The following is a 20717-nucleotide window of genomic DNA, read 5'->3' as shown; positions in this document are numbered from 1 at the left end:
CGGACATCTCCCCCACAAGGGGGGAGATCACATTGACATCAATGATTCCGTATCATTTTCAACGTTGAAGGTTGGCTGAAACCATTGTGAAAGCTGATCTCCCCCCTTGTGGGGGAGATGGGCGGCAGCCCAGAGGGGGGTGATACCAATAGTCCTCCACCACATAAACTTTCCGTCGCTTTTGCGTCTGGTATCCGGATGAAAAGCCCCATACCATTTCCGGGACGAACAGCATTCATAAGGAGGCGACGATGCTCATCAAGCGGGATTTCTACATCAATGGCGCGTGGGTGCCGCCTCTCAAGGCCAATGATCTCGAGGTGATCAATCCGGCAACGGAAAAGCCGGTCGCCATCATCTCCATGGGCACGGCAGCCGATATCGACCGCGCCGTGGCTGCGGCAAAAACGGCCTTCCAGACCTACAGCCGGACGTCGGTGGAAGAACGGCTGGCGCTTCTGGAAAAGCTGCTCGCGATCTACAAGCGCCGCTACGACGAGATGGCACGGACCATCACACTGGAACTCGGCGCCCCGATCACCATGAGCACCCAGCAGCAGGCGGATGTCGGCGTTGGCCATCTCCAGGGCTTTATCGATGCGCTGAAAGCCCTGCACATGCGCGAGGAACTGCCGAATGGCGATCTTCTGGTGCGCGAGCCCATCGGCGTGTGCGGGCTGATCACGCCGTGGAACTGGCCGATCAACCAGATCGCGCTGAAGGTCGTCCCGGTGCTGGCCACCGGCAGCACCTGCGTGCTGAAGCCGAGCGAGTTCACGCCGCTCAATGCGCTGCTCTATGCCGAGATGATTGATGAAGCGGGCTTTCCCGCCGGCGTGTTCAATCTCGTCAATGGTGATGGCGCGACGGTGGGCGCGGCCCTGTCCAAACACAAGGACGTCGACATGATGTCGTTCACCGGTTCGACCCGCGCCGGTATCGCCGTCAGCAAGGATGCGGCCGAAACGGTCAAGCGCGTCACGCTGGAGCTCGGCGGCAAGTCACCCAACATCGTGTTCGAGGATGCGGATCTTGAGGATCGCGTCGCGGGCAGCGTGCTTGAATGTTTCAACAATAGCGGTCAGTCCTGCGATGCGCCGACGCGCATGCTGGTACAGCGCTCGGTCTATGACAAGGCGGTGAAAATCGCCGAAGCCACCGGCAGGCAGGCGCAGGTCGGTGATCCGCAGGAGGAGGGCGATCATATCGGCCCGCTCGTCAGTCATATCCAGTATGGCCGGGTGCAGAACCTGATCGAAGCGGGAATTTCCGAGGGCGCACGGGTGCTGGTCGGCGGTGCGGGCAAGCCGGAGGGCTATGAGACCGGCTATTTCGTCCGCCCCACCATCTTTGCCGATGTGCGCAACGATATGCGCATTGCGCGGGAAGAAGTATTCGGGCCGGTGCTCGCGCTCATTCCGTTCGATACGGAGGAAGAAGCCATCGCCATCGCCAATGACACGCCCTACGGCCTTGCCGCCTATGTGCAGACGGGGGACGCCAAGCGTGCGGAGCGCGTGGCATCAAGGCTGAAAGCCGGCATGGTGCATATCAATGGCGGCCCGCATCGCTATGGCAGCCCGTTCGGCGGTTACAAGCAGTCAGGCAATGGCCGCGAGGGCGGCAAATTCGGGCTGGAAGACTTTCTCGAGGTCAAGACGATCCACCGGCCATAAGGGACAGAAATGGTTGATGGCGAAACGCCATCAACCAATCAATGTTTCATCGATTTCAATCAGATAGGACTTTCCGCTCGCCTTGGCTTTCAACAGGGCGGCGGGCAGTTCTTCCAATGTTTTCAGCTTCTGCGAAGCCACGCCATAGGCCTCGGCGATTTTCAGGTAATCGGGTGCCGAGGGACGCACGCCCACCGGATTGATGTGGACATCGCGCATGGCGCGCTCGATTTCCTGATAGCCCTGATTGTTCCAGACCACGAAAATAACAGGCACTTTCTCGTCGACCGCAGCGCCGAGTTCCCCCAGCACGAACTGAAACCCGCCATCGCCGACGATGCAGATCGTCGAGGTCTCGGGCTGGCCGAGGGCCGCACCGATGGCAGCGGGCGGGCCGAAGCCGAGAGCCCCAAAGCCTGTCGCCGCATTGAACCAGCCGCCGACGCGGTCATGATCGTAATAGAGATTGCCGGAATAGATGGCCTGCGTGGAATCCCCGACAATCAGCGAGCCCGGCAGCGTGTCGCGCAGCATATTCAGAAAGCGCACATGGCTTTGCGTGCGCGGACCAATCTCGGCCCACGCTGCATCGCGTGTGGCGAGAGCCCGGTCTTCGCCGGACTTCGTGTTGCGCCGCGCGGGCAAGGTAGCGGCGAGCGCTTCGACGGTTTCCCTGGCCGAAGCCTCGATGGGCATGAAGGCGGGACGGCGGTCGAGCTGTCCGGCATCGATATCGATGCGCACAAGGCGTTTCAGTTCGGGAAAACCGCCATCGCCATACATGTCATAATCGGTCGGTCCCATTTCCGTGCCGATGGCGAGGACAAGATCGCTTTCCGCAAGAAGGGTGCGCACGGCGGTGAGGCTGGCGCTGGCCGGGATCAGCAGCGGGTGATTGTGCAGGATGCCGCGCGCATTGGTGGTTGCCACCACGGGCGCATCCAGCTTTTCGGCCAAATCCCTGAGTTCCGCCGCAGCGCCCTTGGCGCCGCCGCCGATGAGAATGACCGGACGTTCCGCCGCAAGGCACTGGCGGGTGAGTTCCGCCATGGTTTCGGCCGACGCCTGCGGGATCGGCGCATCGGACAACTGGCGGCTCGCACCATCCAGCGGCTGCGCCATCACGTCGAGCGGTATCTCGATATGCACGGGGCCGGGACGCCGCGAGGCGAACAGCGCAAAGGCACGGGCGAGCACGATGGGTAATTCGTCCGCTTTTTCAATGCGATGCGAGAACATTGCAACCGTCTGCAGCATGGCGCGCTGATTGGGCAGTTCATGCAGGAAACCCATGCCCTTGCCGAGCGACTCCCGCTGGTTGACGCCCGAGATCACCAGCATGGGAATGGAATCGGCGCGCGCCTGTCCCATGGCGGTGATCGTGTTGGTGATGCCGGGGCCGGTGATGACGAAGGCGACGCCGGGCTTGCCGGTCGCCCGCGCATAGCCGTCGGCCATGAAGCCCGCGCCCTGTTCGTGGCGCGGCGTGATGTGGCGTATTTTCGATGCGGCAAGGCCGCGATAGAGTTCGATGGTGTGGACACCGGGAATGCCGAAGACGGTATCGACATCGTAGGATTCAAGCAGATGGACGAGGGCTTCACCGACCGTGGTCATGCGGATTTCCGTTGCTGGAGGCGGGTTGCGAGGCGGACGATCCCGGCACAGGCGGCATCGATCTTGTCATCGGCGACGCTGAGGCTGAGACGCAGGTAACCGGCGAGATTGTCGCCGAAGGATTCGCCGGGCATGACGGCCACGTGTTCCTCTTCGAGAAGACGCATGGCGAAATCATTGCCGCTCAATCCGGTGGCGCGGATGTCGGCGAGAATGAACATGCCCGCCTGCGGCACGTCGGCGCCGATGCCGGCAATGCCGTCGAGCCGCTTGGAGATCAGCTGGGCGCGGCGGAAATAGCTCTCCCGCATCGTGGCAGCGGCTGCCGATGGCTGGCCGAGGGCATAGGCGGTCATGTCGGCGATGAAGGGCTGGACGCCGAACAGCATGGATTCGGACAACGGCAGCAGTTTCTGCGTGAACTCCGCCGGACCGACGCACCAGCCGCTGCGGAAACCCGGCGCGGCATGGGATTTGGAAATGGAAGCAACCGCTATCGTCCGGTCGGCGAGTTCCGGCTGGTCGAGCGGCGAGGCAAAACTGCCGTCAAAGATCAGCAGTTCGTAGACCTCGTCGGAGACGATCCACAGATTGTGTCTGCGGCAGACTTCACCGATCTCGGCCACTTCCTTGGCGCTCAGCACCGCTCCGGTCGGGTTGTGCGGGGTGTTGAGGAGGAGGACGCGGGATTTCGGCGTGATCGCCTTTTCCAGATCGGCGGCCTGCATGCGGAAACCGTTTTCCGGCCGCAGGGGAACGGACACGCGCGTTGCGCCGGTGGCGCGGACGACGCCGTCATAGGTGGCATAGAGCGGATCGCCGGTGATGATCTCGTCGCCTTCCTCGGCAAGGCCGAGCATGACGAGCGACAGCGCGGTCTGCGTACCGGGAAAGCACAGGATATGCTCCGGACCGATGGCCCGGCCGGTGCGTGCGGTGTACTTTGCCGAAAGCGCCGCGAGAACGCCGGGTTCGCCCCGACCGTTGGAATAGCCGGTGCGGCCGGAGCGCATGGCGTGTTCGGCCACATCCAGCATGTCGGTGGGGGTGGGAATATCCGGTTCGCCGATGGTGAGCTCAATGATCTCATGACCGGCGCGCTTCATTTCGCGCGCACGGATATGCACGGCCCATTTATCCGATCCCAGTCCGGCCAGACGGTCGGTCACAGACGCATAGCGCATCATTGGGCGCCTCCTTCAGCTTGTAATGAAATTCCCAGTACGGCTTCAATAGCGGCAACCCCGGTTTCCGCCAATTCCCCATCGTCGAAAATATCGCCGGCAAGACAGCCTTCCAGCCATAATCCGTCGATGATGGCGTTGATGGCGATGGCGTGGCGGCGGGTATGGTTCGGTTCCGCCGGTTTGCCGGCGGCGCGCAGCGCCTCGCGGATCAGGATTTCCAGCTCGTCGCGAAAGCCGAGATAGCCGTCGCGGTGGGCTGCGGCCATGGCCGGGTCGGCATGCACGAGCGCGATGAAACCCGCCCACAGCGAGAGGTTGTGCGGGTCCATGATCGGTTCGCCGAGATTGGCGGTAACGAACGCCTGCAGGCGCGAACGCGGATCGTCAGCGGCATTCTGCAAGGCATCGCTGGCCTGCACGGTCATGCGGTTCATCACGGCGCGGTAAGCGGCGCCGATCAGGTCATCCTTGGTCGGGAAATAATAGCGGATCAGCCCGGCGGTTACATCGGCCCGCTGGGCGATTTCGCGCACGGTCGCACCGGCAAGACCGCGCTCGGCCACACATTCAAGCGTCGCGGCGATCAGATCCTCGCGGCGCTTGTCCTCGCCTTCACGGCGAAAGGTTTTGCGTGTGGCCGATTGTGCGTTCATTGCCGGAAAACCGGACGGGTGAGGCAGGTCGGGCCGCCCTCGCAGGCAATGCACAGCGCATCCGCCTCGAAGGTCGTGACGGTGCAGCCGGCGGCTTCCATGGCGGCCTTGGTCTTTTCGAAACCCGCCACGGCGATGACTTCATAGGGCGCCGTCGGCAGCACGTTGAGGTTGAGGCCGTTGCTGGCGGCAAATTCGTCTTCCGGCGCGGCGATCAGGCGGATGCCGCGCTCCTTAAGCAGTTGGTAGAAGGCGGCGGGCAGCAGCGGCAGGTGCACCAGCGCCAGGTCTTCGGCCAGCGGCGAAATGATCGACATCAGGTGCAGGCAGGCTTCTTCGCCCTGCCACAGCGGCAGGTCGAACCCGAGGACGGTGACGCCAAGCGGCTCAAGGATGGCGGCCATCTGCTCGATACCGGCCTGATTGGTGCGCACGCCGCGGCCGATGGCGAGCGTCTTGCTGTCGACCCAGACGCAGTCACCGCCTTCAACCGTACCCGGAGCGACGATACGGCCAAGCACCGGCACATCCATCTGGCTGTAGGTTTCATGGTGCAGGTCCGTCTCGTCGAGGCGCAGGGATTTGCCCATGCGCAGCAGGATCGCACCCTTGTCGGTGACGAGGGAGGGATCGTGGGTGAACACGGAATCCGACAATCCGTCATTGCCGTCCTTGATCCAGGTGATGTCGGCGCCCGACTGGGCCACGAGACCGGCAAAGACGCGGTGCTGTTCGGACGCGCGGCGCGGATCGAACTGCGGACCGTAATGCCAGACGTCGCGTTCGGCGCCCGCCATGACGCGGTCAGGCATGCGCATGATGACGCGTTTCAGGGGAAGGGCCATGGACTGGGAACCGAATGCGCTCATGCGACTGCTCTCTCGTAAAAATTGCATCTGGGAGTATTTATACGCTTGCATAATTAGAGCGCAAGTGGTGTGATGCCCTAAATTAGGCAGTTTCGCCTCATGCTGACAAAACAGGCAGAAATGAACGGTGTCATGACAGCAGGTGCAAGACAACCCATGGGAACCCAGCAATGACGGAGGCGTTGCGCGCATCCGTTGCCACGGACCCGCTCCAACCCGGTGCGGCCGAACGGGCCGAAGCCATCCACGTCTGGAACCTGCACAAGAAGTTCGGCGCCCTTGAGGTTCTCAAGGGCGTTTCGCTGACAGCCAAAGACGGCGACGTGGTTGCCATGATCGGCGGCAGCGGCTCGGGCAAGTCCACCTTCCTGCGCTGCATCAATTTCCTCGAAAACCCGACGAGCGGCGTCATCCGCATCAATGGCGAGGACGTGCAGATGGTCAGCGACGGCGAGGGCGGCCAGTATCCCGCCAACCGGCGCCAGATCGAGCGTATCCGCAGCCGGCTTGGCATGGTGTTCCAGAATTTCAATCTCTGGCAGCACATGACCCTGATCCAGAATGTCATCGAAGTGCCGGTTCACGTGCTGGGGATGAAGCGTGACGAGGCCATGGCCATCGGCGAGCAATTGCTGGAGCGGGTCGGGCTTTCGGCCAAGCGCGATGTCTATCCCGCCTTTCTCTCCGGCGGCCAGCAGCAGCGCGGTGCCATTGCCCGCGCGCTCGCCATCCAGCCGCGCGTCATGCTGTTTGACGAGCCGACATCCGCGCTCGATCCGGAACTGGTCGGAGAAGTCCTGAAAGTTATCGGTGACCTCGCCAAGGAGGGGCGGACGATGCTCCTGGTCACGCATGAGATGAAATTCGCCCGGGAAGTGGCGAGCCATGTCATGTATCTGCACAACGGCATTGTCGAAGAAGAGGGGCCGCCGGAAGAATTGTTCGGATCACCAAAATCCGAACGTTTGAAGCAGTTTATCCGTACTGTTTCATAAGTCGCATGAAAAAATACAGGGAATAATCCTGGGGAACAATAAAGAGAAATGGAGATAGGAATGAAAGTTTTCTTGAAATCAGCGGTTGCCGCCGCTGTGCTGGTTGCCGGAATGGGAATCGCCAGCGCCGAACAGATCAAGGTCGGCATTGCCGCCGAACCCTATCCGCCCTTCGCCTCGCCGGATGCCTCGGGCAAGTGGGAAGGCTGGGAAGTCGATGTCGCCCTTGCCATCTGCGCGCAGGCCAAGCTTGATTGCGTCATCACGCCCGTGTCGTGGGACGGCATCATTCCGGCGCTGACCACCAAGAAGATCGATGTGATCGCCGCCTCCATGTCGATCACGCCGGAGCGCGAGAAGACCATCGATTTCTCCGACAAATATTACAACACGCCAACGGTCATTCTCGGCTCGAAGGACGTCAAGATGGACGCGTCGCCGGAAGGCCTGAAGGGCAAGGTGCTCGGTGTGCAGGTTTCGACCATCCACCAGGCCTATGCGAAGAAGCATTTCGCCGCGACCGCCGCCGAGATCAAGGAATACCAGACGCAGGACGAAGCCAATCAGGATCTGGCTGCCGGACGTATCGACGCCACGCAGGCCGATTCGCTGGCGCTCGAGACCTTTGCCCAGACCGATGCGGGCAAGGCCTGCTGCGAGATCAAGGGCAAGGTCGCGCCCGATCTGGAAGTGCTTGGACCCGGTGTCGGTGTCGGTCTGCGCAAGGGCGAGACGGAGCTGAAGACCAAGATCAATGCGGCCATCAAGGACATTCGCACCAACGGCAAGTACGACGAGATTTCGAAGAAATATTTCAACTTCGATATTTACGGCGGCTAGGCCGCTGTTCGGAGCAGGCTTTGCCTGCTCCGTTCCTTCCGTTTGACGCAACACATTCCATTGTTCTGAATCGAGGACGGCTTGGCCGACGCATCGATTGCTCCCGCCGCAATAGCCGGCATGTTCGACCTTCTGTCGCCCAATCCGCCGGGTTGGGGCGGCAACCTCCTGCGCGGTCTGGCGAATTCGCTGCAGATCGCCGTCGGCGCCTTTGGCATGGGATTGCTCATCGGCACGGTCGGCGCCTATGGCAAGCTTTATGGCGGCCCGCTCGTGCGCGACATCGCCGCCATCTACACCACCATCGTCCGCGCCGTGCCGGAACTGGTGCTGATCCTGTTGCTCTATTATGCCGGTACCGACATGATCAACCGGGTGCTCGAGAGTCTCGGCTATCAGCGCGTCGACATCAGCGGACTGGTGGCGGGGATCGTGGTTCTCGGCTTCGTGCAGGGCGCCTATGCAACCGAGGTGCTGCGCGGTGCCATCAAGGCCATTCCGCAGGGGGAAATCGAGGCGGCGCGGGCCTACGGCATGTCGCCTGTTCTGATGATGCGCCGCATCACCCTGCCGGCCATGCTGCCGCATGCGCTGCCGGGCCTTGCCAATCTCTGGCTGATCTCGACCAAGGATACGGCGCTGCTGGCAGTCGTCGGTTTCAGCGAGTTGACGCTCGTCACCCGGCAGGCGGCGGGCACGACAAAGGCGTATTTCCTGTTCTTCATCGCAGCCGGCATCCTCTACCTCGCCATCACGCTGTTTTCCAATGTCATCCTTGCCAAGGTCGAGCAATGGGCGCGGCGCGGCATGCCTTCCGTCAAGGAGGCGCGGTAATGACCGAGACGCCGCTGGAAACCCCGATCGAGACATTCCAGATCCACAAGGACAGCGACACGAGCGGTCAGGCGCGCGCACTGCCACCGCACCGGATCGTTCTCATCCTCATCGGCCTCGCGCTGGTGGCCTCGGCTGTTGTCTTCATGCGCTGGGACTGGCTGCCCAATTACGGCGATCTGATCCTGCAGGGCCTGTGGCGGACGATCTGGATACTGGTCGTCACTGTGATCATCGGCTTTCTGCTGGCGGTTCCGCTTGGACTGGCACAGGCAGCCGGGCCCGCTGTGGTGGCGGTGCCGGCGCGCGTGTTCTGCACGGTGATCCGCGGCACGCCGCTGCTCCTGCAGCTCTGGCTGCTGTATTACGGGCTAGGCTCGCTGTTTCCGCAATATCCGTGGATACGCAGTTCTGAACTCTGGCCTTATCTCAGGCAGGCATGGCCCTATGCCGTTCTCGCGCTGTCCCTGTCCTATGCGGGCTATGAGGGCGAAGTCATGCGCGGCGCCTTCGCCGGTGTGCCCAAGGGACAGCTCGAATCCGCGCGCGCCTTCGGCATGCGCCGCTTCACGATTTTCCGCCGCATCTGGCTGCCGCAGGCCATTCACCGCGCTCTGCCGACGCTGGCGGGCGAGGCGGTCCTGCAGCTGAAATCCACGCCCCTGGTGGCGACGATTACGGTCGTCGATCTCTATTCCGTGGCCTCGCGCGTCAGGCAGGATACCTACATCACCTATGAGCCGCTTCTGCTGCTGGTGGCCGGGTATCTCGTCATCACCGGCATCATCGTTTTCCTGTTCCGGCGGCTGGAAAAGCTCATACCATCGAGGCTCGGATGAGACTTTTTCATCGTGACGCAAATGACCGCACATATGTCGCAAGTGTTTGGTCCGCTTAGCCGGACAGATGCGCATAGTAGGATAAAAAGGAACACCTCGCAAAAGACGAGAAAATGGGATTGATGTTTTTACCGGGTATTCTGCCCGGTGTGCGTTATCTGTTTTCAGCTCCGCTGTGAGGACGAAAGATGATAATGCGGACAGTCGAAACATTTCAGCACCAAGTGAAAGAAACCGCCGATCTGGGCATCGTCTTGCCCGATGGCTGCCGCCTGTCGGCCCGGGTCTGGATGCCCGAGGACGCCATGGAAAACCCGGTTCCCGCGATTCTCGAATTTCTGCCCTATCGCAAGCGCGACGGCACGACGGCGCGCGATAATCTCACCCATCCCTATATCGCCGGGCATGGCTATGCGTGCCTGCGCGTCGACATGCGCGGCAACGGCGATTCGGAAGGGCTGATGGAGGATGAATATTCGGTTCAGGAACTGAACGATGCCTGCGCGGTGATCAAATGGATCGCGGCGCAGCCCTGGTCAACAGGCAAGGTCGGCATGATGGGCATTTCCTGGGGCGGGTTCAATTCATTGCAGGTGGCCGCGCTGCAGCCGGAAGCGCTGAAGGCCATCATCACGCTCTGCTCCACCGACGACCGCTATGCCGACGACATCCATTACAAGGGTGGGCTGCTGCTCAACGAGAATCTGGGGTGGGGCGCCACCATGCTCGCCTATTCCTCCCGCTCGCCCGATCCGGCTCTGGTCGGCGACAAGTGGCGCAGCATGTGGCTGGACCGGCTCGATCATGAACCGTTCCTGCCGGCCGTCTGGCTGGCGCACCAGACGCGCGACGCCTATTGGAAGCGCGGCTCGGTCTGCGAGGATTTTTCCGCCATCAAGGCCGCCACGCTGGCCGTCGGCGGCTGGGGCGATGCCTACAAGAACGCGGTGCCGCGCCTGATGGAAGGCATAAAGGCACCCGTCAAAGGCATTGTCGGGCCGTGGGTGCACAAATACCCGCATTTTGCCGTGCCGGAACCGCGCATCGGCTTCCTGCAGGAGGCACTGCGCTGGTGGGACCGCTGGCTGAAGGACATCGATACCGGCGTCGAGAACGATCCGGCCTATCGCGGCTATCTCATGGATTCGGTCCGCCCGAAAAGCTGGTACACGGAGCGTCCGGGGTACTGGATTGCCGAGCCGCAATGGCCGTCCAAAACGATCCGCAGCGAGGTCCTTCAGCTCGGTGCCGACAAGTCCCTGAGCGCCGGACGGGGCGGGGCGTTTTCCCATCTCGTCGCCTCGCCGCAGGATTGCGGCATGATGGGCGGCGAATATTGCGCCATCTGGCTCGGCCCGGAGCTTCCAGGCGACCAGCGCCGCGATGATGCGCTGTCCGTCTGCTATGACGGCGATATCCTGGAAAAAGCGGTCGATATTGTCGGCGCGCCGGAAATCAGCCTGACCGTGTCCAGCGACAAGCCCGTTGCCATGGTTGCCGTGCGCCTGTGCGACGTGCATCCCGATGGTGCTTCAACGCGCATCACCTATGGCGTGTTCAACCTGTGTCACCGCGACAGCCATGAAAAACCCCAAGCGCTCACGCCGGGCGAACCCGTAAAAATCCGCTTCAAGCTCGACGATATCGCCTATCGCGTACCCGCCGGGCACCGGCTGCGCATCGCCGTTTCCTCCAGCTACTGGCCGATGGTCTGGCCATCGCCGGAAGCGGTCAGCCTGACGCTGCATGCGGGCGCGCTCGACCTGCCGTCGCGCGATCTCGCCACCGGCGATGAATGGACCTTTCCCGAGCCCGAGGCCGCGTCGCCCTGGCAGCTCGACATCCTGCGCAAGGGCACCAACAGCCGCCGGATCGAACATGACCAGGTCAGCGGCAGGATCATCCTGTCGATCGAGGATGATTTTGGCGAGGCGCGGGACAAGGAACATGGGCTCGTCCACGGCAGCGTGGCGCGCGAACGCTGGGAAATCCACGCGGACGATCCGCTGTCCGCCTATGGCGAGACGCATTGGACGGAACTGTCCGGCCGCGACGAATGGCGCGTGCGTACGGAAACGTTCACCACGATGCGGTCGGACAAGGCCAATTTTCATCTGACCGGCCGGATCGAAGCCTACGAAAATGACGGACTGGTTTTCGAGCGGAATTTCGCCGAGACGATCGCGCGTCAATACATCTGATTGCTGGAGGAGAACGTTAGACAGTCACGTTAACGGTTGAAATTTACGGGTATCAAGTCGCATAATTCACAAAAACCGAATTTGGACGCCATGCGTTCCAAGCAACAAAAGGGGAATGGGTATGTCAAGAGAACTCGATTATCTGAGCCGCAAGGTCGCCCGCGGACATCTGTCGCGGCGTGACTTTCTCGGCCGTGCAGCAGCCCTCGGTGTCACCACCGTTTTTGCCAATTCACTTCTGTCCAGTGCGGCTCTCGCCGAAGGCCCAGTCAAGGGCGGCACGCTGAAAGCCGGCATGCAGGGCGGTGCCTCGACCGACAGCATGGACCCCGCGACATGGCAGAGCCAGGTGCCGTACAAGTTCGGCCGCCAGTGGGGCGAGCAGCTTGTCGAAATCCAGCCAGACGGCACGCTCAATCCAAAACTGGCAACCGAATGGGGATCAACCCCCGATGCCAAGGTCTGGACCTTCAAGATCCGCAAGGGCGTGCAGTTCCACAACGGCAAGGACATGACAGCCGATGACGTCGTGGCCACGATGGAGCGCCACTCCGACGCCAATTCGAAGTCCGGCGCCCTTGGCGTCATGAAGGGCATCGACAGTGTGAAGAAAGACGGCGATACCGTTGTTTTCACATTGAAAGAAGCCAATGCCGACCTGCCGTTCCTGATGGATGACTACCATCTGATGATCCAGCCGAACGGCGGCAAGGACAAGCCTACTGCCGGTATCGGCACCGGACCGTACAAGGTGGTCAAGGACGAACCGGGCGTACGGCATATCGGCGAAAAATTCGCCAATTACTGGGATGGCGACAAGCGCGGCCATGCGGCGCAGATCGAAATCATCGTCATCAACGATGCCACCGCCCGAACGGCTGCCCTGCAGTCCGGCCAGGTGCACATGATCAACCGCGTCGAGCCGAAGATCGTCGATCTGGTCAAGCGCGTGCCGGGTGTGACCATCCAGAACGCGGCGGGCAAGGGACACTACGTCTTCATCGCCCATTGCAACACGGCGCCGTTCAACAATAACGATCTGCGTCTGGCGCTGAAATACGCCATGAACCGCGAAGACATGGTGCAGAAGATCCTGCGCGGCTATGGCACCATCGGCAATGATTTCCCGATCAACAAGGCCTATCCGCTGTTCTCGGACGATATCGAGCAGCGCGCCTACGATCCCGACAAGGCGGCTTTCCACTTCAAGAAATCCGGCCATGACGGCGCAATACTGCTGCGCACCTCCGATGTTGCCTTCCCCGGCGCCATCGATGCGGCCCAGCTGTACCAGCAGAGCGCGGCCAAGGCCGGCATCAAGATCGAGGTCAAGCGTGAACCGGGCGACGGCTACTGGTCGGAAGTCTGGAACAAGCAGCCGTTCTCGACATCCTATTGGGGTGGCCGTCCGACCCAGGACCAGATGTATTCGACCGCCTATCTGTCCACAGCCGACTGGAACGACACGCGCTTCTTCAATGAAAAGTTCGACAAGACATTGATTGCAGCGCGCGCCGAACTTGATCCCGTCAAGCGCAAGCAGATGTACCGTGACATGTCGGTCACGGTGCGCGACGAGGGCGGTGTCATCGTGCCGATGTTCAACGACTTCATCGACGCCACCAGCGCCAAGGTTGGCGGCTGGGTGAAGGACGGCAATCAGGAAATGAGTGGCGGCTATGCCTTGTCCCGCTGCTGGCTGAACGCCTAAGGCCGGGGCGAATGAGCGGTCCTGTCCTCAAACTGGTGGCCCAGCGCATTGCGATGGGCCTTCTCCTTCTCCTTGCCGTCTCGGTGCTGATTTTCGCAGGCACCCAGATATTGCCGGGAGACGTGGCGCAATCCATTCTCGGCCAGTCGGCCACACCGGAGGCATTGGAAAACCTGCGGCGTGACATGGGGCTGAACGATCCGGCCTATATCCGCTACCTGCATTGGCTCGGCGGCATATTGACCGGTGATCTCGGCACGGCGCTTTCCAGTGGGCAGGACATCGCATCGTCGCTCAAGGGGAGGTTGTGGAACACGCTGTTCCTCGCCTTCTGGGCGGCGGTGGTTTCCATTCCGCTCGCCATCGGACTGGGTTTGCTGGCCGTGCGCTACCGCAACGGCTGGGTGGACAAGATCATCTCCGGCCTCGGCCTCGCATCGACGTCGTTGCCGGAGTTCTTTACCGGTTATCTCCTGATCTACTTCGTCGCCGTGCGCCTGCAATGGTTTCCGAGCGTCTCGACCGTTTATGACGGCATGCCGCTTGGCGAAAGGCTGAGCGCCATCGCCCTGCCGGTGACGGTGCTGACGCTGGTCGTCCTGGCGCATATGATGCGCATGACTCGGGCGGCCATTCTCAACGTCATGCAGTCGGCCTATATCGAAACGGCTGAGCTGAAGGGGCTGACGCCGTTCCAGATCATCGCCCGCCATGCGTTCCCCAATGCCATTGCCCCGATCATCAATGTGGTGATGCTCAACCTGGCCTTCCTTGTCGTCGGTGTCGTCGTGGTCGAGGTGATCTTCGTCTATCCCGGCATGGGGCAGTATCTGGTCGACCACGTGGCCAAGCGCGACGTGCCGGTCGTGCAGGCCTGCGGACTGGTTTTCGCGGCTGTTTACATCACCCTCAACATCATTGCTGATATCGTGGCGATTGTTTCCAATCCCCGCCTCAGACATCCCAAGTGAGGCCGCGCCATGCTGAATGTTAAGAACATCCCCATCAGCGCCTGGATCGGCCTGATCATCACGGCTGTCTTTCTGTTCGCGGCCATCTTTGCGCCGTGGGTTGCGCCTTATTCCGTCGGCGAAACCGTCGGCGATGTGTGGGAGCCCATGTCGGCGAAATACTGGCTCGGCACGGACAATCTCGGCCGCGACCTGCTTTCCCGCATGATCTACGGCGCACGCATCACCATCTTCATCGCCTCCATGGCGACGGCGCTGTCCTTCATTCTCGGCTCGGTGCTGGGTTTCGCCGCCGCCGTCATCGGCGGCTGGTTCGACCAGCTGATGTCGCGTTTCGTCGATCTGATCATGGCGATCCCGACGCTGATCTTCGCGCTTGTGGTGCTGTCGGTCCTGCCGGGCAATGTCACCACGCTGATCCTCGTCATGGGCCTGCTCGATGCCACGCGCGTCTACCGGCTGGCGCGGGCCGTGGCGGTCGACATCAATGTCATGGATTTCGTCGAGGCGGCAAAGCTGCGCGGCGAGGGGCGCATCTGGATCATTTTCCGCGAGATACTGCCCAACGCCCTGACCCCGCTGGTTGCCGAACTTGGCCTGCGTTTCATCTTTGCCGTGCTGTTCCTGTCGGCGCTGTCCTTTCTGGGCCTTGGCGTCCAGCCACCGGATGCGGACTGGGGCGGCATGGTCAAGGAAAACAAGGAAGGCATCGTCTTCGGCATTCCGGCCGCGCTGATCCCGGCGGCGGCCATCGCGATCCTCGCCATCTCGGTCAATCTCGTCGCCGACTGGATTCTCAACCGGACCACCAGCCTGAAGGGAGGACGCGGCAATGGCTAAAGCACCTGCGAAGGACAAGACCGGCCTTCTTCTCGACATCCGCAATCTGCGGATCGAGGCCACCAGCTATCCGCCCGGCGAAGCGCCGCGCAATGTGGTGATCGTCGACAATGTCTCGGTAAAGGTTGAACGCGGCAAGGTGCTCGGCCTGATCGGCGAATCCGGTGCCGGCAAATCCACCATCGGCTTGTCCGGCATGGGATTTGGCCGCGGCGGCGTGCGTATCACCGGCGGTGAGGTATTGCTCAACGGCCGCGACATTCTCAAAGGCGGTGCGACCATCCTGCGGCAAATCCGCGGGCGTGAGGTCTGCTATGTCGCGCAGTCCGCCGCCGCCGCCTTCAATCCGGCGCGCAAGCTGATGGATCAGGTGATTGAAGCGGCGCTGCAGCACAGGATCGCCACGCGCGCCGAGGCGGAAAAACGCGCCATCGGCCTGTTCAAAAAACTGGGTCTGCCCAACCCTGAAACCTTCGGGCAGCGCTTTCCGCATCAGGTCTCGGGCGGGCAATTGCAGCGGGCCATGACCGCCATGGCGCTGTGTTCCGAGCCGAATCTGATCGTGTTCGACGAACCGACAACGGCGCTCGACGTGACCACGCAGATCGACGTGCTTGCCTCGATCAAGGATGCCATCCGCGATACCAACGTCGCCGCGCTTTATATCACGCATGATCTGGCCGTGGTGGCGCAGGTCGCCGACGACATCATGGTACTGCGCCACGGCAAGATGGTGGAGTATGGCGATACGCGCCAGATCATCAAGGAACCGCGCGAGGACTACACGCGCCAGCTGGTGTCCGTGCATCACATCCCGCATCAGGAAAAGACAAGTGCTGACACGCCCATCCTGTCGGTGAAGAACATCACCGCGGCCTATGGCGGCGGGCTGGTCAAGGTATTGAAGAACGTCTCCGTGGATCTGCATCTCGGCCAGACACTGGCGGTTGTCGGCGAATCAGGCTCCGGCAAATCCACGCTGGCGCGTGCCATCACCGGTCTGCTGCCGCCGATGGAAGGCACGATCACCTTTGACGGGCGCACGCTTTCGCCGCGCCTTGCCAACCGCACGCGCAACGATCTGCGTGAGTTGCAGATGATCTACCAGATGGCCGACGTGGCGATGAACCCGCGTCAGACCATCGGCACCATCATCGGCCGTCCGCTCGAATTCTATTTCGGCATGCGCGGCAAGGAGCGCGATGCACGCATTGCCGAACTGCTCGACAAGATCGAGATGGGCAAAGGCTTTGCCGACCGCTACCCCGCCGAACTGTCCGGCGGACAGAAGCAGCGCGTCTGCATCGCCCGGGCGCTCGCCGCCAAGCCGAAACTGATCATCTGCGACGAGGTGACCAGCGCGCTCGATCCGCTCGTGGCCGACGGTATCCTGAAACTGCTGCTCGACCTGCAGGCGGACGAACATGTCGCCTATCTCTTCATCACCCACGATCTTGCGACGGTGAAATCCATCGCAGACGCCATCGCCGTGATGTATCGCGGCGAGGTGGTGCGCTACGGTCCGAAAACGCAGGTGCTGAAGCCGCCCTTCGATGCCTATACCGACCTGCTGCTGTCGTCGGTTCCGGAAATGGAGCTGGGCTGGCTGGAAGGTGCGGTCAAGAACCGGCGCATGGCGAGTGCAGGGAATTGATCTGCACCGCCAAACTGCAAAATCGGGTCTAAAGCTGGCCCGGCCAGCGCCCCTGACCCAGCAGATGCACGGCGGTGCAGATGCGGCGGAAACTGGAGCGCGCGCGTGTAACACTGTGGCGGGCACGCAGATAGCCGTGCACGAGGCCGGGCTCATTGTTCCAGATCGCCTTGCCGCCCGCAGCAGAGATCCGCTGACAATACTGCCGGCCATCGTCGGAAAGCGGATCGCATTCGGCCGAGATCACGACGGTATCGGGCAGGCCGGAAAAATCCGTATCGGTCAGCGGGGCAAAGCGCGGGTCGGTCGACCAGTCGCGGCCGCCGCTTCGGATTTTTGCATAATAGGCGGTGTCGCGCGTCGTCAGCATCGGTGCTTCCGCATGGGTGAGGTAAGACCCCTGGTCCTGCGCGCCGCCCAATCCCGGATAGACCATGACCTGGCCGATCGGCGCGCGATCGCTATGGCGCACATGGTGCGACACGGCTGCCACCAGATTGCCTCCGGCGCTGTCACCGCACAGGACAATCGGCAGGCTGGATGTTGCCGCCGCGTGTTCGAATGCCGCAAGGCAATCCTCGAAGGAGGCGGGGTGCGCATGTTCCGGCGCAAGGCGGTAGTCGACCGCGATGACGTGAAAGCCGGTGGCCTCGCAAATCTCGGCGCAGACATCGTCATGGCTGTCGAGACCGCCGACGACAAAACCGCCGCCGTGGAAATAGAGGCATACCGCTTGCGGGCTCGTGCCTGCCTTGTCGTAGAGACGCACCGGAATCGTGCGGCCATCGGCCTCGATGAAACGATCCATTGCCGAGACGCCCGCGGGGTAGTCGGCAAAGAAGGCTTTGCACATGGTGTTATAGACGTCGCGCTGCTGCGCGACGGTATAGTCGACGGCATCGGGCGGATAAAAGCTGTTCGTCCGCTCGATGAAGGCCCAGGTTTCCGCGTCGATCAGGACTGAATAATCCGTGCTCATCTGCCCTTCCATACGGGATCGCGTTTTTCGGCAAAGGCTTTGAAGCCTTCCTGACCGTCTTCCGAAGCATAAAGCATGTCAACCGTACGGAATTTGCGCTTGGTGATCCAGTTCATGGCGTCCTGGAAGCTCATGTCTTCCGCTTCGCGCGCCACTTCCTTGATGGCGGCGAACACCAGCGGCGGGCCGCTTTCCAGAAGCCGGGCGATCTCCCACACCCGTTCCATCAGCTTGTCCTTGGGCAGGACCTCGTTGACGAGCCCCCAGCGGTGCGCCTCGGCGACATCCATCCAGCGGCCGGTCAGAAGCAGGTCCATGGCGACATGGTAGGGAATGCGCTTGGGCAGTTTCACCGTGGCGGCGTCGGCCAGCGTGCCCGCGCGGATTTCCGGCAGGGCAAAACTCGAATGGTCGGAGGCATAGATGAGGTCGCAGGAGAGGGCGAGCTCGAACCCGCCGCCGACCGCCATGCCATTGACGGCGGCGATGACAGGTTTGTTGAAGTCGCGCAGTTCCTGCAGGCCGCCAAAGCCGCCGACACCATAATCGCCGTCCACCGCATCACCGCCCGCAGCGGCCTTGAGGTCCCAGCCGGCGCAGAAGAACTTGTCACCTTCGGTCTGGACAATCGCGACCCGAAGCTCGGGATCGTCCCGGAATTTTTGAAACGTTTCACCGAGCAGGCGGCTGGTTTTCAGGTCGATGGCATTGGCCTTCGGACGATCCAGCGTGACTTCGAGAATGCCGCCCTCGCGGCGCGTCCTGACAACATCATTCATGCAGCTCTCCCCTGGTGATCAACAATGCATCGGCGATCCATGCGCCCTGGCCGCTGCGACATACAAGCAGCGGATTGATATCGAGTTCAACGATCCGGCCAGCATTCTTGACCGCAAATCCGGCAATGCCAAGGATGGCATCCAGCGCCGCATCCAGATCAGCCTTCGGCTTGCCGCGATAACCGTCGAGCAGCGGAAACATGCGCAGGGAGCGAAGGGCGGCTTCGATCTGCGCCCGGCTGGAGGGCAGCAGCAGCGTGACACTATCCTGCAGCAGTTCCACCAGCACGCCGCCGGTCCCGAGGGTCATCAGCGGCCCGAACTGCGGATCATCGACAATGCCGACGATCAGTTCCGCAACGGCGTCGGTCACCATGCGCTCGACATAGAGGCCGCTGCCGATGGCAATCAGGTCGGTTGCTGCCGCGCGGACGGCGTCCACATCGCGCAGATTGAGCCGCACGGCATTGTGCTCGGATTTGTGCGCAACGCCGAGTGCCTTGAGCGCAACCGGGAACGTCAGGTCCTCCGCAGCCGCAACCGCGGCGTCGATCGTCTGGCAGCGCCAGCCCAAGGGCACGGGCAGGCCGTGCTTCGCCAGAAGAGCCTTCGCGGCGGCTTCGTCGGGCGCCTGTTCGTCCGTGTCACGGATTTCCGGGGAGACGACTGGCGCGGCGAGAGGTGTTTTCCATGCCTTGCCGATGAAGGCGGCGGCCTCCGCCGCGTCGAATGCCTCGGTGATGCCGCAGAGCGGCGCAATGCCCTGCGCCATCAGCCCGGCCATGTACTCTTCCGGGATGTTTTCCGGCAGCGAGGCGACGATGGCGCCCTTGGCCCTGTTGGTTTTGAGGGCCGATTCAAGACCGCGCACCGTCGACCACCAGTCGACATCGGAACAGCGGTCCTTGCGCGGAAAATCGAGTACGAGACAGCTCAGGGCAAAACCGCCGGATACCATGGCGGTGAAAGTCTCGGTCAGCGCCGGTTCGTTGTTCCAGATGAACGTATGGTAATCCAGCGGGTTGGCGACCGCGACCAGCGGCCCCAGCGTGGATTTGACCTTGGCGCGATGCTCCGGCGTGAGGGATGGAAAGTGGATGCTCCGCTCCTCGGCGCTGTCGGCCATGACGGAGGCCTCGCCGCCGGAACAGCTCATGGAACACAGCGTATCGCCATCGAGCGGTCCGTGCACATGCAGCAGTTTCAGCGTTTCGAGGAACGAGGCTATGGAATTGACACGGGCAATGCCGAGCCGTTTCAGGAATGCATCCGACGCCGCATCCGATCCGGCCAGCGAGGCTGTGTGCGACACCGTGGCGGCGCGTGCCTGGGCGGAGCGTCCGACCTTCATGGCGACAATGGGCTTGTTCAGCTCGCGTGCCCGCTTTGCCAAAGCTTCGAACTTTGCTGCCGACTGAAACGCCTCGATGTGCAGGCCCAGCGCCGTGACCCGTTCATCCTCAAGCAGGGCAATGGCCATGTCGGGCAGGCCGGTCTGTGCCTGGTTGCCTGCCGTCATGACGTGGGCAATCGGCAATCCGCGTGTCTGCATCGTCATGTTGATGGCGATGTTGGAGGATTGGGTGATGATGGCGACACCGCGCTCATCGGCAGCGAGCCTGCGCCCGCCATGCTGGTCCGGCCAGAGCAGGGCACCATCGCAGTAATTGATCAGGCCATAGCAGTTCGGCCCGATGATGGGCATGTCGCCTGCCGCCGCGATCAGTTCATCCTGCAGGCGTGCGCCATCCGCGTCGTCGGCGCCCGCTTCGAGAAACCCCGAGGCGTAGCAGACGGCAACACCCGCGCCGCGTTCGCGCAATTGGCGGACGATATCGAGGGTCAGAAAGCGGTTGACGCCGACAAAGGCGGCATCGGGACTGCCGGGAAGTTCCGCAACGGAGCGATAGGCCTTGAGGCCAAGGACTTCGTCATGCTTGGGGTGGACCGGCCATATCTCGCCGGAGAACCCCATTTTCTGCGATTGCTTGATGACTTCGGCAGCCTGAAGGCCGCCGAAGACAGCGATGGTTTTGGGACGGAGCAGACGGTCGAGGTTTGCCATGCTCTGG

General features: G+C 62.0%; 17 protein-coding genes. 10 read left to right on the top strand and 7 right to left on the bottom strand.

Features of this window, described 5'->3' with window-relative positions:
- Positions 1–251 precede the first annotated feature (251 nt).
- Entirely contained in the window at positions 252–1676 is a 1425-nt protein-coding gene (locus J1W56_RS20170; protein WP_223615077.1) for an aldehyde dehydrogenase family protein, read from the top strand.
- A 30-nt stretch (positions 1677–1706) separates the two neighbouring features.
- On the opposite strand, the gene J1W56_RS20165 is transcribed toward J1W56_RS20170, so the two are convergent.
- The 4 genes from J1W56_RS20165 to J1W56_RS20150 are packed head-to-tail and all read right to left on the bottom strand — an operon-like array spanning position 1707 to position 6002.
- Complete coding sequence (locus J1W56_RS20165) at positions 1707–3293, bottom strand: 5-guanidino-2-oxopentanoate decarboxylase (protein WP_223615076.1); 1587 nt, start codon at positions 3291–3293, stop codon at positions 1707–1709.
- Entirely contained in the window at positions 3290–4477 is a 1188-nt protein-coding gene (locus J1W56_RS20160) for a pyridoxal phosphate-dependent aminotransferase (protein ID WP_223615219.1), read from the bottom strand. Before J1W56_RS20160 ends, J1W56_RS20165 begins: the two co-directional genes overlap by 4 nt.
- Positions 4477–5133: a TetR family transcriptional regulator C-terminal domain-containing protein gene (locus tag J1W56_RS20155; RefSeq protein WP_223615075.1), complete on the bottom strand. Its 657-nt coding sequence runs from the start codon at positions 5131–5133 to the stop codon at positions 4477–4479. The genes J1W56_RS20160 and J1W56_RS20155 overlap by 1 nt, the downstream gene beginning before the upstream one ends.
- The gene (locus J1W56_RS20150) at positions 5130–6002 is read right to left on the bottom strand and encodes a dimethylarginine dimethylaminohydrolase family protein (protein WP_223615074.1); all 873 of its coding nucleotides are present in this window, start codon (positions 6000–6002) and stop codon (positions 5130–5132) included. Before J1W56_RS20150 ends, J1W56_RS20155 begins: the two co-directional genes overlap by 4 nt.
- Before the next feature lie 170 nt (positions 6003–6172).
- On the opposite strand from J1W56_RS20150, the gene J1W56_RS20145 reads away from it, so the two are divergent.
- From J1W56_RS20145 to J1W56_RS20105, 9 genes are all read left to right on the top strand, one after another.
- Positions 6173–6997: an ABC transporter ATP-binding protein gene (locus J1W56_RS20145; protein ID WP_223615073.1), complete on the top strand. Its 825-nt coding sequence runs from the start codon at positions 6173–6175 to the stop codon at positions 6995–6997.
- Between the two features lie 60 nt (positions 6998–7057).
- Positions 7058–7837: a transporter substrate-binding domain-containing protein gene (locus tag J1W56_RS20140; protein WP_223615072.1), complete on the top strand. Its 780-nt coding sequence runs from the start codon at positions 7058–7060 to the stop codon at positions 7835–7837.
- Positions 7838–7957: 120 nt separating this feature from the next.
- Complete coding sequence (locus J1W56_RS20135) at positions 7958–8671, top strand: ABC transporter permease (protein ID WP_223615218.1); 714 nt, start codon at positions 7958–7960, stop codon at positions 8669–8671.
- On the top strand, positions 8671–9510 hold the full coding sequence (locus J1W56_RS20130; RefSeq protein ID WP_223615071.1) for an ABC transporter permease: 840 nt from the start codon (positions 8671–8673) through the stop codon (positions 9508–9510). The genes J1W56_RS20135 and J1W56_RS20130 overlap by 1 nt, the downstream gene beginning before the upstream one ends.
- 194 nt (positions 9511–9704) lie before the next feature.
- Positions 9705–11711, top strand: a complete 2007-nt coding sequence (locus J1W56_RS20125; protein ID WP_223615070.1) for a CocE/NonD family hydrolase — start codon at positions 9705–9707, stop codon at positions 11709–11711.
- A 121-nt stretch (positions 11712–11832) separates the two neighbouring features.
- Positions 11833–13422, top strand: a complete 1590-nt coding sequence (locus J1W56_RS20120; protein WP_223615069.1) for an ABC transporter substrate-binding protein — start codon at positions 11833–11835, stop codon at positions 13420–13422.
- A gap of 11 nt (positions 13423–13433) precedes the next feature.
- Complete coding sequence (locus J1W56_RS20115; RefSeq protein WP_223615068.1) at positions 13434–14393, top strand: ABC transporter permease; 960 nt, start codon at positions 13434–13436, stop codon at positions 14391–14393.
- 9 nt (positions 14394–14402) lie between these two features.
- Entirely contained in the window at positions 14403–15233 is an 831-nt protein-coding gene (locus tag J1W56_RS20110) for an ABC transporter permease (RefSeq protein ID WP_223615067.1), read from the top strand.
- Positions 15226–16887 carry an ABC transporter ATP-binding protein gene (locus J1W56_RS20105; protein ID WP_223615066.1) on the top strand — a complete coding sequence of 554 codons (1662 nt, stop codon included), beginning with the start codon at positions 15226–15228 and terminating at the stop codon, positions 16885–16887. The genes J1W56_RS20110 and J1W56_RS20105 overlap by 8 nt, the downstream gene beginning before the upstream one ends.
- A gap of 28 nt (positions 16888–16915) precedes the next feature.
- Here J1W56_RS20105 and J1W56_RS20100 read toward each other — a convergent pair whose 3' ends face one another.
- From J1W56_RS20100 to J1W56_RS20090, 3 genes are read right to left on the bottom strand one after another with little or no spacing between them, the layout of a single operon-like run.
- Positions 16916–17866, bottom strand: coding sequence for an alpha/beta hydrolase (locus J1W56_RS20100; RefSeq protein WP_223615065.1), 951 nt, complete (start codon positions 17864–17866; stop codon positions 16916–16918).
- The gene (locus tag J1W56_RS20095) at positions 17863–18645 is read right to left on the bottom strand and encodes a carnitinyl-CoA dehydratase (RefSeq protein ID WP_223615064.1); all 783 of its coding nucleotides are present in this window, start codon (positions 18643–18645) and stop codon (positions 17863–17865) included. The genes J1W56_RS20100 and J1W56_RS20095 overlap by 4 nt, the downstream gene beginning before the upstream one ends.
- Complete coding sequence (locus J1W56_RS20090) at positions 18638–20710, bottom strand: acetate--CoA ligase family protein (protein ID WP_223615063.1); 2073 nt, start codon at positions 20708–20710, stop codon at positions 18638–18640. The genes J1W56_RS20095 and J1W56_RS20090 overlap by 8 nt, the downstream gene beginning before the upstream one ends.
- Positions 20711–20717 lie beyond the last annotated feature (7 nt).

The sequence above is a fragment of the Phyllobacterium calauticae genome, assembly GCF_019991125.1.
Lineage (GTDB): Bacteria > Pseudomonadota > Alphaproteobacteria > Rhizobiales > Rhizobiaceae > Phyllobacterium > Phyllobacterium calauticae.
Note: the sequence above shows the minus strand (reverse complement) of the source record. Positions and strands in the feature narration are given on the sequence as shown.